At 45.2% G+C, this 14,776-nt stretch carries 8 protein-coding genes; 5 read left to right on the forward strand and 3 right to left on the reverse strand.

Annotation, left to right across the window (positions count from 1 at the left end; genetic code table 11):
* Positions 1–104 precede the first annotated feature (104 nt).
* A complete protein-coding gene (locus CLV98_RS06275) occupies positions 105–2,528 on the forward strand; it encodes a TonB-dependent receptor (protein ID WP_229203244.1) in 2,424 nt (807 codons plus the stop codon).
* A gap of 73 nt (positions 2,529–2,601) precedes the next feature.
* Here CLV98_RS06275 and CLV98_RS06280 read toward each other — a convergent pair whose 3' ends face one another.
* Positions 2,602–3,336 carry a ThuA domain-containing protein gene (locus CLV98_RS06280; RefSeq protein ID WP_109673433.1) on the reverse strand — a complete coding sequence of 245 codons (735 nt, stop codon included), beginning with the start codon at positions 3,334–3,336 and terminating at the stop codon, positions 2,602–2,604.
* Between the two features lie 299 nt (positions 3,337–3,635).
* Here CLV98_RS06280 and CLV98_RS06285 point away from each other — a divergent pair, with 299 nt between their 5' ends.
* The 3 genes from CLV98_RS06285 (at position 3,636) to tamL (ending at position 11,817) form a co-directional block, all read left to right on the forward strand.
* Complete coding sequence (locus tag CLV98_RS06285; RefSeq protein ID WP_109673434.1) at positions 3,636–4,349, forward strand: hypothetical protein; 714 nt, start codon at positions 3,636–3,638, stop codon at positions 4,347–4,349.
* 114 nt (positions 4,350–4,463) lie between these two features.
* Positions 4,464–9,398, forward strand: a complete 4,935-nt coding sequence (locus CLV98_RS06290) for a translocation/assembly module TamB domain-containing protein (protein ID WP_109673435.1) — start codon at positions 4,464–4,466, stop codon at positions 9,396–9,398.
* The gene (tamL, locus tag CLV98_RS06295; RefSeq protein ID WP_109673436.1) at positions 9,388–11,817 is read left to right on the forward strand and encodes a translocation and assembly module lipoprotein TamL; all 2,430 of its coding nucleotides are present in this window, start codon (positions 9,388–9,390) and stop codon (positions 11,815–11,817) included. The genes CLV98_RS06290 and tamL overlap by 11 nt, the downstream gene beginning before the upstream one ends.
* On the opposite strand, the gene mce is transcribed toward tamL, so the two are convergent.
* Together mce and rsgA are read right to left on the reverse strand one after the other, a co-directional pair.
* Positions 11,814–12,227, reverse strand: coding sequence for a methylmalonyl-CoA epimerase (mce, locus tag CLV98_RS06300; protein ID WP_109673437.1), 414 nt, complete (start codon positions 12,225–12,227; stop codon positions 11,814–11,816). The genes tamL and mce overlap by 4 nt on opposite strands.
* 22 nt (positions 12,228–12,249) lie before the next feature.
* On the reverse strand, positions 12,250–13,182 hold the full coding sequence (gene rsgA / locus CLV98_RS06305; RefSeq protein ID WP_109673438.1) for a ribosome small subunit-dependent GTPase A: 933 nt from the start codon (positions 13,180–13,182) through the stop codon (positions 12,250–12,252).
* A gap of 348 nt (positions 13,183–13,530) precedes the next feature.
* On the opposite strand from rsgA, the gene CLV98_RS06310 reads away from it, so the two are divergent.
* On the forward strand, positions 13,531–14,751 hold the full coding sequence (locus CLV98_RS06310) for an ROK family protein (RefSeq protein ID WP_109673439.1): 1,221 nt from the start codon (positions 13,531–13,533) through the stop codon (positions 14,749–14,751).
* The last annotated feature ends 25 nt before the right edge of the window (positions 14,752–14,776 follow it).

A 14,776-nucleotide genomic window follows, 5' to 3' on the forward strand; every position in this document is an offset into this window, starting at 1 on the left:
TTGACAATTCATTACCAAATCGATAAATTTGTATTTATTGGCAAAACTCCTTTTACGCCGCCCCCTACAATAATCTCCTAAACTCAATTAAACCCTTTAATATTTTGACTCGTATTACACGCCTTATATACTCCTTATCTCTTTCTTTAATTGGCTTCAAAACCTTAGGCGAAGTCCCCGATTTACTAACGCCGGAGGGCAAAGAAAAATCGATGGATGGCACCAAAATAATAGGTAAAGTAGTCGAAGCGGGCAATTCCAATGCAGTGAGTTTCGCTACAGTAGCCTTATTAATGGCCGCCGACTCGTCGGTTACCGATGGAGCCGTAGCCGATGTGGATGGCGTTTTCACCATTAGTAATGTTACCTCAGGTTCCTATATGTTGCGGGTGACGAATATGGGGTATCAAACCTTGGTAGTCGACAAAGTTTCGGTCGCTCCCGAATCGGGCCTGATAGACGTGGGCACTTTGGTACTTACCACAGAAGCTACCAAGCTCAATGAGGTGGTCGTAAGAGCCGAAAAAACGATGATTATTAACGACATCGACAAAAAAATAGTAAACGTAGGACAAGATATGCTCGCCACGAGTACCAACGTGAGCGAACTATTAGAAAAAGTCCCGGCGGTATCCTTGGACGAGAATGGTAATCCGCAAGTAAGGGGCAAGGGCAATGTTATCGTATTAATCGACGGCAAGCCCTCGAGTATGTATGGTAGTGACCTCCCTACTATACTCAAGTCTTTCCCGGCCGATCTGATCGACAGGATCGATGTAATGACCACCCCTTCGGCCAAATATGAGGGAGACGGAGCATCAGGGGTCATCGATATCATCACTAAAAAAACCAAAATACAGGGGGTAAACGGCGGAGTTCGTTTAACATTAGGCAACCGAGAAAATTATAATACGGGAGGAAATATTAGCTTTAAAAGAGGCAAACTAGGAATCAATGCCTCTGCCAATGCGGCCATACGCAACCGTTACTGGAAGAGGGAAATTGACCGGGAAAACTTCCTATCCGACCAAACCACCCTATATTCTCAATATGGTACGGGTAAAAACTACGACGGTGACCTGTTTGGCAGAATAGGCATCAATTATGATCTTACAGAAAAAGCCACGGTTTCGGCAGGATTCAATTATTCACGTAATCGTTTTATCAATACCTCTTTCAGTGAAAATAGAACCACAAGCCAAGCGGATTCGCTTATGGAGCGTTTTTCGCGGTCATCGGACCAAAAAGGCCTAGGCGACAATACCAATATGTATGTAGACTACCGTCAAAAGTTTCGCAAGGAGGACCATCTATTGACATTTACGGCGAGTTATACCAAGGGTGGTTCCGATAGTGATACGGATTTTGACCAAGAGGGCAATCTCGTAGACCTCATGGTTCGCCAGCAGAACGAGAAGCTTAACAACAGAAATTCGGTGTATCTGAACACCGATTACACCTGGCCTCTCACTCCGAAGGCGACGGTAGAGGTAGGCTTAAGGACCCGTTTCAATACCAACGATAACACCAATAACTTCCTTAAGTACGACTTCGAAACGGAGGGCTTCGAGTTCGACCCCTCCATCAGCAATGTTTTTGCCTACTCCGATGCCTTATATACCGGTTACTCCACCTTTTCTCAAAAAACCGACAACTGGGGTGTGAGAGTCGGAGTACGGGTTACTGACTACAATCAGACCATCAACCAGGTCAATATAGACCAGTCCTTCGATGTACATTTCTTAACCTTGGTACCTTCACTGGCGGTAACACGTAAATTGTCGGATGCAGCACAAATCAAATTGAACTATAGTCGCCGAGTTCAACGCCCCAATGCTACGTGGCTCAACCCATTTACAGATATTTCGGATCCACTGAATATCAGCACAGGGAACCCAAACCTGAAACCCGAATTTACCCACAAAGCCGAATTGGGATACTCCAATTATGAAGAAAACTCAGGCATTGGACCGTCCCTATTTATGGATTACTCCAATAATGCAATAACGCGGATAAAAACCATAGATGACGAAGGGATTTCCACCTCCCGCTACGACAACGTAGGGCGTGAATTAGCCTATGGCTATGAGATGGACTTCTTCCAAAGACTCGGAGAAGCCATTAAAATTAATGCCAGTGGACGGGTATTTCGGAGTGAGGTCGTTTCGGCCTTGGCACAAATCGACAACCGGATTTGGAGCTACTCTGGAAATATAAACGCCTATATCAAACTTCCCCTCGATTTTAGAGCCTCTGCCTATGTAAACTATGAGGGACCTAGGGCCATAGCCCAGGGAAAAAGAGAGGGAATTGTAGTAGCCAATATGGGGATTCGTAAGAGCATGCTAGAGCGGAAAGCCACGATATCCTTTAGTGTTCAGGACATTTTCCTTTCAAGAGCCTATAAGAGCCAGTTGGCGACGGCATCATATGTCCAGAACTCCCTTTACCAACAGACCAACCGGCAAATTAACCTGAGCTTCCAGTATCGCTTTGGTAAGATATCGGCTTCAAGAGACGACGCATAGCCGACACTCGTTGGACTAACACATAAAAAAATCCTCCAAGTTGGAGGATTTTTTTATGTGTTACAGGTTCAAATTATTTAATTCCTTTACCAGTTGCTGCCCAATAGATACCACCATATAAATGGTCTAAGAAACTCTGATCGGAATAGACCAAGCCAATATGGCCTAGCCCAGTATAAAATGCACGTCCCCCATCGAAAGTATGGTACCAGGCCACTGGATGCACGGCGCCCATTCCCTCCTTGGGTTTATAGGATTTTTCGTCGAGCGTTATCAAAAACTTCAAGTCATTGGACTTATAGGGCTTTTGATATTCGTACCATTCGTCGGTCCAAAGCATTCTTTTAGGAAAGCGCTCTAGGCCAGGGAAATTACTATCCACTACATCTAGATAGGCCGTTTGCTGGGCGGGGTGCGTCTTAAACATCATCCCAACCAACTTGGTATACCACTCCCAGTCATACTCGGTATCGGCGGCGGCATGGACGCCTACCCAACCTTTTCCCGACTTAATAAACCTTTCAAATGCGGCCTGTTGCTCGTCATTGAGTATATCACCAGTCGTATTTAAAAACACGACCACGTCATACTTCTCCAAATTTTTGTCGTTAAACACAGACCCAGACTCCTGCCAATCAACTGAAAAGTTATGTCTTTGCCCTAGTTGGCGCACCCCATCAACCCCTTCATGTATAGACTGATGGTGAAAGCCCGCGGTTTTTGTAAATAAAAGGGCCTTAAATTGCTGTGCTTGAGCGACAAATGCACAACCCAAAACTAAAAATAAGGTGATGGTTTTCTTAAACATATTCTATATTAAATTAAATGACTCCCACAATTTCACATTTTTTTATTTTATTGCCTAATCACACCCCATTAATATAACATTAAAAGGTAAAGATGTAACCCTACCACCATTACCCCTTCATTACCGCCAGCGAACCAAACAGGGGTACTATTTTTTTTTGTAATATTGGGGCATATATGGCATATGTATTGATTATTGATTAATTTAAAATCTTAAACCATTTGGCTCCGGCGGTGTCCAATCATTAAAGGAGTCCTCAAACGATGACATTCCTCTGTAAATCAACAATTTTACTGAATATGAAAAAAAACATAACACTTCTAGCAGTATTGCTTTCATTAAGCTTGGCTAGTTATGGACAGAAAATACCTGTAGATACCATTTTTGCCAACTATTATAAGGCTACCGGCGGTGAGAAACTGTGGGATTCTATCAAAACATATACGCTAAAGCAAAGCTTTGCGGCCCCAGGTTCCACACCCTACGACGCTGACATCTCGGTATCGATCCCTGAAAATGCAATGTATAAGTCCAAGACCATTATGAGAAGGAGTTTTATATATGGGGTTAAGGACAAAGAAGGGTGGATCAAAGTCCCTATTGGCAGCAAACTGGACGTTCGTGACCTGAGCCCAGCCGAACAAACTAACATGCGTTATGAAATTTATGACCTACTCGTGCCGTTTAAAGATTATGACGACCGTGGATTTGTTGCAACAACTGTTGGGCAAGAAACCCTCAATAAAGTACTTACCAACCAAGTAGAACTTCAGGGTAAGGAAATAAAATATAATTTGTGGTTTGATGCTAAAACAGGACTGTTAGTTCGCAAAAAAGAAACCATGGCCGGTGTTGAAACGACCACCGATTTGTCCAATTATGTTAAGTCTAAGTATGGAATACTCTACCCAACCAAGTTAGTAGAGATAAATACCGTCGATAAAAAAGCCGTTACCATCACCTCTACACTCGATATTAACAAAAGTATTGCCGAGGAGTTATTTGTACGATAATATCGCCGATTGCCATCGAACCTGGACCGTTGCTTACCCAATGGCCCAGGTTTTTATTATCCAAGTTTTTTAGGATACCAATTCTAACCAAACAGCTATAAGGACCACAGGCCCATGAATAAAGTATTAAAGGTATTGGCGATTGTAATTCTTACCCTACTATTATTATTAGGGATTATCATCTATGGCATCCAAACTCCTTTTGGCCAAAACCTACTCACCACACAAATCAACACCTTCCTTCGCAAAAAGCTACGTTCCGACGTAAACATAGAGAAAATTCGGTTCGACATCCCGGACTGGATCGTTCTTGAGGGGGTTTTCTTTGCCGATATGAAAGGAGATACCCTCCTTTCGGGTCAAAAAATTCGTATCGACCTGGATATGTACCGGCTGATACAGGGCGACATCGGTATCAATACCGTAGAAGTAGCTGGCCTGACAGCTAATATTTACCGAACCCTGCCCGACACCACCTTCAACTTCCAGTTTATAGTGGATGCTTTCGCTGGGGAACCTACCGCCCCCGACACGGCTGCAAGTGAACCCCTGAACATGCGACTGGATAAAATTATCCTTAAAAACATACAATTAAGCTATAGAGATGCCGTCATAGGCACCGATGCCAAAACACATATCGACTCGGCCTATGTAGGCTTCGACGCTTTTAATCCGACCACATCGACCTACCACCCTACCCATTTATTCTTAAGAAATAGTGAGGCTTCACTTCGGCTCTATGAAGCCCTGGCACAGCCAGAGGCCGCTGCTCCTGCAGCCCCCTCCGATCCTGCCGACAGTTTAAATATCAATTTAGGGGATATTGATATTCAAAAATTCAAATGGTCGTTTATCGATGAAACCAGTGGAATAAATAATGGAGTAAACATTGGCCGCCTCAAAGGGCATGTAAACAAAGTATATGTAGCAGGGCAATATGTAGATCTCAAAGAAGTGGCTTTAGAAGACATGACGGCCTTTGTCGAATTAGAAAAACGCCTGGCTAAAGCTCCTGTAAAAGATACCATACCGGCACAAGCGCCCACTCCGGGATGGACGGCCAAGGTGGGCAACCTTACCTTAGCTAACAACGGGCTGCGTTACGACGACTTTAACCAACCCGCGCAAGCCAAGGGTATGGATTATAATCATATCAATATTACCAACCTACATATTCAACTCAACGATTTCATTTTCTCCGACGCTAATATTGCCGGTCAGCTAAAATCCGCAAAATTCAGGGATAAAAGCGGATTCAAAATTGAGTCGTTCCGTACTAACTTCGCATACGGAGTCAAACAAACCTACCTTAAGAACTTGTTGTTGACTACCGGCAACACGACCCTTCGGGATGAAATGATCCTGAAATACAAAAATATAGATGAACTAACCACGGACCCCTCCAAGGTACAAGTTTCGCTGAACCTAAAAGACAGCAAGGTAGGCTTTGGCGACATTCTATATCTGGTTCCCGATCTGGTAGAGAGTCCCCCTTTCGACAAGAACCCCAACGGTTCACTTTCGGCAACGGCACGGGTAGAAGGCACTGTAGATAATTTACAAATTGCCAAGGCCAATTTCAAGCTGAATGACGGTACGATACTGGACCTCAACGGGCGGATACAAGGACTTCCCGACACCGACAAGCTGGGGCTTAATCTTAGCCTGAACCAATTTTCGACGACCAAGGCGGATCTACTTCAACTATTACCCGACAGCACACTACCGGCCTCTATAGAGCTACCCGATTCCCTGGCATTGACTGGGGCGATAGCCGGCGACATGAGCAATATGAACCTGAGCACCAATATCGTCAGCACCTACGGGAATGGGACTTTTACGGGGAACCTCAAAAATATTACCGATAGCATTAGGGCTGAGTACGACGGAGAACTCGCTTTTCAAGATTTCGACCTCGGAAAGCTTTTAAAACAACCTCCACAAGAAATGGGCAAACTCACCCTCAACACGCAAGTGGTAGGGACAGGCTACGCCCTCAGCAGTATGCGTGCCGACCTAACAGGCACCGTACAAAGTGCCAGCATTAAAGGGTACACCTATAATAACCTCACCCTTCAGGGAGGGATAAACCAAGGCAAAGCGCAACTGGATGCTCAAATAAAGGATACAAATATCGATCTGCAGGTGAACGGCCAGGCCGACATCAGCCAAGAGTATCCCACGGCAGCGGCTACGGTGAACGTCGACAACCTCGACCTCACCGCCCTCAATCTCTATGCCGATTCGCTGGCTATAAAAGGGAATATCAAGATTGATTTTCAGTCCACCAACCCAGACAACCCAAAGGGCACCATAGACGTAGCCAACTTGGTGCTAACGCACCGAGGCCGTCCTATTGGGCTGGATAGCATGCATGTGGCCATGCTCGATAGCGCTTCCCTAAAAAAGGTTATCGTACAGTCGCCCATCCTAAAATTGGACCTTCAGGGCAACTATCAATACGAAACCCTTGCCGACGCGGTATTCACCGAGGTAGGCAAGCACCTTAAAGTACCTGAACTGGCCTATACTGAAATACAAGAGCCCACCGATTTTACTTTAAATGCTACTTTGACCAACCACCCAGCCATACAAATATTCGTCCCCGAACTTCAGGAAATGAATACCATCAAGCTGGAAGCCAAACTTAATAACCAGATCGACTCTTCGCTAATAGCCACATTGTCGGCTCCGCTGGTCAGCTACGATAGCCTTAGGACGGAAGGAATGAACCTTAAGTTCTACTCAGAAAGCCAGCAGGCTGGACTACAGACTACCCTCAAACAACTCTCTACTGGAGGCTTTAGGATGCAGAATGCTAGCCTAGAGGCCGATATCGCCGACAATAACCTCGTATATGATTTTACAGTACGCGACTCCGTCCAAAAGGATCGGCATTCTTTGAAGGGTAAAATAGCCATAGCGGGTTCACATTATAGTTTAAGTTTTAGAGATGGATTATTACTCGACTACCAGCCTTGGCAAGCGCCTAGCGAAGGAACCATCGAATATGCTCCCGATAGCCTGTGGGTAAGAAACATCGCTTTTCTTCGAAACCAGCAGGCCTTACGCATCAACAGTACCGATAGCCTTCCGAATAGCCCTTTAGCCATTACCATGGATCAGATAGCCTTGGGGCCTTTGGTAACGGCAGTCACCCAGGACAGCACCCTGATGGGCGGAACACTCAACGGAGATTTAGAACTAAAAAACTACTTGACTACCCCACTCTTCACGGGTACTTTTGACATAGAAAAATTGGCCGTTATGCAAATCCCCCTGGGGAAGCTACAAGTCAAGGCCGATAATGAGCGGGAAAACGATATCGCCATTGCACTATCCCTAAAAGGGGAGGGTAACGACGCCAACTTAGACGGGCATTACAACATCAAAGAGGAACAGGCGCTAAACTTTACCCTAGATCTCAAATCTTTTAGTGGCAAGACTGTCGAGGCCTTTAGCTTCGGTGAATTGCAACGTGCCTCTGGAAGCCTAAGTGGAAAGACCACCATCACGGGGTCCACTGATAATCCACGCCTCAACGGGGCTTTGCATTTCAACGAATTTGCCTTCAATGTTACCCAGTTGGGTTCGCGGTATCGGCTCGCCGACCAGAACATCCAATTTAAGGACCAAAATATTCTCTTCAATAATTTCATCCTTAAGGACTCCCTCGACCAAGCCTTGCGGGTCAATGGCAATGTAAGTATTGCTACACTACCCGATGTAGGCTATGACCTCAAAGTGGATACCAAAAATTTTGTGGCCCTCAACTCCACCCAGAAAGACAACGAGATGTTTTATGGAAAGGCCCTGATCAATGCCGACCTGCGGGTAAAAGGTAAAGGCTCCAACTCTGTGATAGATGGGGATGTAAAAATCAACTCTGGAAGTAATATCACCTTTGTAATGACCGACGACGTCACCGAGGCTGGAGATGCACGGGTCGGGGTGATAGAGTTTGTAGATATGAGCGATTCGACCCAAAAGGCTCAAACCCAAAAAGTTGAAACCAATAAAGCCATCACCACCGACTTCGCCACCGAAATCACCGTAGACCTCGATGTAGACGATAAATCCCAGTTCACCGTGGTGCTCGATGAGCTTAACGGCGACAACATCAAACTTAAGGGAAATGCGCAACTTACTGCCGGAGTAGCTCCCAATGGGCAGGTGTACCTGTTAGGTGCCTATGATGTAACGGAAGGTACCTATGATATCACTTTAGAAATCTTAAAAAGGAAATTTGATATTGTTAAAGGCAGTAACCTAATCTGGTCGGGCGACCCTATGAAGGCCGATCTGAATATCACCGCCGCTTACACCGTGATGGTGGACCCGGGTTCCATTTCTACCAACCTGGTGGGAGGCCGAAAAGTACCGATCGACGTGCAAATCATTATTACCGGAAATCTTACCAATCCCAATATCACCTTCCAGGTGGTTCCATCTAAAGATGTTAGCACCGACTTGGCCAAAGAGATTACCAACCAACCCTTTTGGCTCAATATGTCCAACAGTCCTTCGGAGGTTAACAAACAGGCCTTCGCCTTGTTGATTACCAATCGGTTTATCACCGACCAGTCCAGTAAGGGGGTCAATATTAACTCTAGCGCCGAAGCCATTGCCAGACAAAGCGTGAGTCAGCTTTTGAGCGACCAGCTTAATAACCTGGCAGGCGACTTGGTAAAAGGTGTAGATGTAGACCTAGACCTCAATTCGACGACCGACCAGACGGCCGGTGCCCGAACAGACCTGAATGTGGGAGTAAGTAAAGCCTTCCTCAACGACCGATTGAAGATATCGGTCGGCAAGAACTTCGAACTGGAGAATCAAAACGGAAGCAGTGGATCCTCAGAGGTTTTCGACAATATAGCCCTAGACTACTCCCTATCACGTGACGGAAGGTACCTTTTTAGGGCGTTTAGAAAGAACCAATACCAATCTATTTTGGAAGGTTTTATCATTGAAACCGGGGTCAGCTTTATTGTTACTGCGGACTATGATTTGTTACAAGAGTTTTTCAAAAGACAACAAGATGAAAAATAAGATAGTGGCCATTGTATTGAGTTGTTTGTGGATGAACGGCTGCTCCATAAAAAAGTATGTCCCGCAAGGACAAAGCTTGTATGTAGGCAACACAGTGAAGGTAGAGGCCGATTCCCTGTCGAAACCTAACGTTTCGGGACTCGCTACCAGCCTAGAAGAGATCACCAAGCCCACTCCTAACAAGACCATCTTCGGCTTCCCGTGGAAGGTATGGTGGTTTTACTTTATTGGGGAACCTAAGGATGAAGGTGGGTTGCGGAGCTGGTTTCGTGACAAACTGGGGGAACCACCCGTAATAGCCTCTCAACGAATTGCCGATATCAACGCCTCCAATATGGAGGCCTATCTCGAAAACGAAGGCTACTACAGGTCTAAGGCTACAGGCCAGCTGAACGTTGGCAAAAAACGTACGGCGACCATCGACTATGAAGCCTATATCATGCCCCGCTACTTTATTAACTCCGTAAAGTTTGTGGTGGAGGATAGCAGTAGCTTCAACAAGGATTTGGTCAGGAGTAAGCAAAACAGTTATTTGACCAAGGGGTCCCCTATTCGGCTAGATGTAATTACGGCCGAACGCAACCGAATCGATAACGAACTCAAAGGTAAAGGCTACTATTATTTCAACCCCGACTATTTGGTGGTGAAAGTGGACTCTACTATTGGGCGCGTGGATTCCACCCTTGCCCCTCAACAGGTGAATTTGTTTTTGGAGTTAAAAAAAGAAACGGTACAAACCGCTTTAAAACAATATCATATCAACCAGATATATGTCAATACTGGAACGAAAGAGGATCTACAGGCCGATTCGCTAGCAATAGAGGGTAGAAGGCGGAGAAGTGGACTGGCCATTAATGACCCTGGAAAAAACTATAAGCGCCGTATTTTTTACGACGCCATCGGTTTTCGGCATGGTAGCATGTATACCAATACCATGCAAAATGTTTCCTTGACCCGACTGATCAACTTGCAAAATTTCAAATTTGTAAAGAATCGCTTTGAACTCGTACCCCGTTCCGATTCGGCACTTCTGGATATCCACTACGACCTCTCTCCTATGAAGAAGAAGTCATTGCAGACCATCCTCAGTGCCAGTACGAAATCGAACGGACTGGGTGGCTCGCAAATAGACCTTAACTGGAAAAACAGAAACCTCTTTAAGGGTGCCGAAATGCTGACCATCAATGGGTACTTTGGTTTTGACGTTCAGCTGGGAGGAAACAAAGTTGAGAATCCTAATAAGATAGGAAACGAATACTACCGATATGGGGGCAAGGCCGACCTCTCTTTTCCACGGTTTATGATCCCTTTTATAAAAATCAGGCCCGAGAAAAGTGAGCTACTCCCCAAGACCATCCTATCGCTTAACTATGAGAATAGGGTACAGAAAGGCTTTTTCACCACCACCTCCATCCGTGGTGACTGGTCCTATGTTTGGAGTAAAAACACCCAGCTGGAGCAAACATTAACGCCCATTTCTCTTAACTTTATCGAGCCTCGAAATATCAACACCAACCGTTTGGACGATATCATTTTTAATCCGAATACCAACCCCATCGATGTCGATAGATACCTTAAGATTTTAGAGTCTAAGTACTTCATTGCTGGCTCTGGTTACAAGATCAGCTATAGACCTACCCCAAAGCCATTTAGCAAAAACCAGTTCATTATTAATGGGAGTATCGATTATGGCGGCAATCTGCTGAGTCTTTTGGCACCAAAAAATAGTAATCCTGACGCCCCAAAAGAATTCCTCGGTGTCCCTATATTCCAATATGGGAAGGCGGAGGCCGAGTTGCGTTATTACCGGACCCTTTCCTCCAAAATAAAATGGGCCAACCGCTTATTGGCTGGGGCAGTACTGCCTTACGGCAACTCCAAAGATAGTTTCACGCCCCAGTTTCTCCAATATTTTGCTGGAGGAAGTACCGGCCTCCGTGCTTTCAGGGCCCGATCGCTCGGGCCTGGGTCCTATCGTCCCGACTCCACATCGATAGCCCAGCTTGGCTACCAGTCGCTGGGGGACATACGTATGGAATTCAACTCGGAATTTCGTATTAAACTCAATAGCCTCTTTAACCTAGCCGTATTCGCCGATGCAGGAAATATCTGGTCCTTCCCCGACGCAGCCCGGGCAGGCTATAGTGAATCAGCCATTATCAGTAGCGATTTTCTCAATCAGGTGGCTGTAGGTGGAGGTTTGGGACTACGAATGGACTTCTCATTCTTAATTTTCCGGCTAGACTTAGCCACTCCCTTTAGAAAACCATGGTACCTAAACGAGCCCATCGAAAATGCAGATCCAGACGCCCCTGTTCAATACAAAAATCCCTGGGTGTTTAATGAGATAAAGTTTGGTAGTAAAGACTGGCGAAAAGAGAACTTAGTACTTAATATAGCCGTTGGCTTACCATTTTAAATAAGAGAATCCCTCTCTTGGCAAAGTTCAATCAATACACCCTGGGTATCCTTTGGATGTACAAAGCATACTAGCTTATTGTCGGCACCTATCTTTGGCGCCTCCGAAAGGAGATGAAATCCCTCATTTCGGAGGCGCTCCATTTCCGACACGATGTCCTTCACTTCAAAAGCGATATGGTGAATTCCTGCTCCTCTTTTAGCTATGAATCGGGCTATGACGCCCTCTGGATCGGTGGATTGAAGCAACTCAATTTTGGTATCGTCTACTCTGAAAAAAGCGGTATTCACCTGCTCGCCCGCTACCTCTTCGTGCTTATAGGGCGCTACTTGTAGCAAACGGGTGTAGAGCGCCTCTGCCGCCTCCAAGTCGCTGACTGCAATACCAATATGTTCAACCCGTTTCATCACAGTAATCGATTATTGAGTGGAGCTACTTCCTATTGTCGGCCCCTCCTACCATGCTCAGATAACTCTCATATCTGGAAAGGGCAATGGTGCCTTCCTGTACATGCTCCTTTACGGCACAGCCAGGTTCGTTAATATGGCGACAGTTGTTGAATTTACAGGCGTTGAGTAGGGCACGCATTTCAGGGAATGAATGCGCAATCTCTTCAGCGTTCATATCGGCAAGCCCCAGCTCCTTGATTCCTGGAGTATCGATGATAAAGGTATCCTCCGACAACTCAAACATGGAGGCGAAGGTGGTGGTATGCACCCCTTTATTAGCAAAACTAGAAACTTCCTGAGTACGAAGGTCGAGCGTCGGTGCAATTACATTGACCAATGTAGACTTACCCACTCCTGAATGTCCCGACAATAGGGAGGTTTTTCCCTTTAAAAGCCCTTCAAACTCCTCTAACCCCTCTTTTTCGATGGCGCTGGTAGCCAAACATTGGTAGCCCAACCCCGAATATAAATCCATCAACTCTTGTAGGAACGGATAAAACTCTTCCGAAAGCAAGTCTAGTTTATTGAAAATAATGACCCCAGGTATGCGAAAAGTCTCAATGGCCACCAAGAATCGGTCTATAAATCCTAAGGACGTCTTCGGGAACACCAAAGTGGCTATCAAAATGGCCTGGTCTACATTGGCGGCTATCAAATGTCCATGGCCCGTCTTATGGACAGAACTCCGGATCACGTAATTTTCGCGAGGAAGTATCTCAGAAATAATACCGAAATTTTCGTTGGAGTCCTCTACTTCGAACCGAACTTGGTCACCTACCGCAATAGGATTGGTAACCTTTAAGCCCAAAACTTTGAACTTCCCTTTCAAGCGGCATTGCCAGATATGCCCATCGGCTATCTCTCTGACATCATACCACGAACCAGTTGACCTTGTAACCAAGCCTTTTCTTAACACCTTCTTGTATCGTCTAATTTTCTGCTGTGAGAAACGAAGATACTAGAATCTTTACCCAATCGACAATTTTATCTCGATTTTAAGCCCAGTTTAGTACCATCTCAATCAGAAATATAAGTACAGCAAGTATTATTATATAATTTTATGGGTTTGCATTTTGAAAGAAGTATAAATGTTATGTTGCACACTTTATTGTCATAAACAAAAAACAATTTCAATCTTTCGTCGTCTATAATAAGATTTTTTAAAAAATAAGAGTATCTTGTATTAATTTCGGCAATAGAATATAGATTTATATAAAAAATTTGTATAAATCCAGATATATAATATAACATCCTTTCAGCAATCATGGAACTAGAAGCAGAACCCAGTTCGGTCATAGATATTCGCAAAAACAAAATTAGAAGTAACCTTTTATTGCATCTTTACAAAAACGGGGATACCTCTATCAATAAAATGGCCCGGCTATTTCATGCCAGCATTCCGTCGGCTACCGGCATTGTAAATGAACTCATGAAGGAAGACTGGATCATAGAAACCGGAACGGGCCCCGCCCGAGCGGGAAGGCCTCCAGTATTATACGGGTTGAACCCTAAAAAATACCTAACGCTGATCATGGACATCAACCGCCACGGTACGCAGTTTGTTATTTTTGACCTCTACAATCAACTGATTATAAAGAAAAGAGTCGATATAAAACTTGAAGACAGTCCAGAGTTTCTTCACCAACTCTATGAAGAAACTGACGCCTTTTTGAATACCCATAATATTTCAGTAGGCAAGTTATGGGGTATTGGGGTATCGATGCCCGGATTGATCAATGCCTCTCAGGGCAGCAACTTAACGTATCAAAACTTAACCACCGAGAATATCCCCTTGGTTACGGCCCTGAAGAATCATTTTCAGATTCCGATCTGCCTCTTCAACGACACCAAAGCGACCACCATTGGAGAGCACCGCTTCGGCTTTGCTTTAAACAAGACACAAGTACTCACCATCAATATTGACTGGGGAGTCGGCTTGGGCGTGATTATCAATGGGGAACTGTTTAATGGGGCTTCTGGCTTCGCAGGCGAGCTGGGCCATATCCAAGTCAAGCCCGATGGAGTCCTGTGCCACTGCGGTAAAATAGGTTGCCTGGACACGATCACCTCGGCCGAGGCGCTAATCAAACAGGCCAAGGACGGCATTGCGAGCGGACGCGTCACCACCTTAACCAAATTGGTGAATCATAAACTATCGGATCTGGATACGGTGCATATCATCGAAGCGGCCCATTCGGGTGATGAATTCTCTATTGACTTATTGAGCAACTTGGGTTTTGAACTAGGGAAGGGGCTAGCTACGGCAGTGCACCTATTCAACCCAGAGGTCGTCATTATTGGCGGGCTACTCGCAGAGGCGGGGCCGTTTATTTCCAACCCAATTGCGCAAGCCATCAATAAGTATTGTCTTTCCGACTTCAAAAACACCCTCTCGATCCATATTTCAAAACTCGGTGCTAAGTCTCGTTTATTAGGGACTCAGGCCTACTTATTTGAGCACCTCATTTCAAGACAATTTTCTTAAGTCAAGAATATTACACCCCTATCGC

Source organism: Dyadobacter jejuensis (assembly GCF_003149085.1).
Lineage (GTDB): Bacteria > Bacteroidota > Bacteroidia > Cytophagales > Spirosomataceae > Dyadobacter > Dyadobacter jejuensis.

Coding starts and splice junctions, on each gene's coding strand:
- CLV98_RS06310 (WP_109673439.1), top strand. CDS start 13,531: ATGGAACTAGAAGCAGAACCCAGTTCGGTCATAGATATTCGCAAAAAC.
- CLV98_RS06285 (WP_109673434.1), top strand. CDS start 3,636: ATGAAAAAAAACATAACACTTCTAGCAGTATTGCTTTCATTAAGCTTG.
- CLV98_RS06280 (WP_109673433.1), bottom strand. CDS start 3,336: ATGTTTAAGAAAACCATCACCTTATTTTTAGTTTTGGGTTGTGCATTT.
- CLV98_RS06290 (WP_109673435.1), top strand. CDS start 4,464: ATGAATAAAGTATTAAAGGTATTGGCGATTGTAATTCTTACCCTACTA.
- tamL (WP_109673436.1), top strand. CDS start 9,388: ATGAAAAATAAGATAGTGGCCATTGTATTGAGTTGTTTGTGGATGAAC.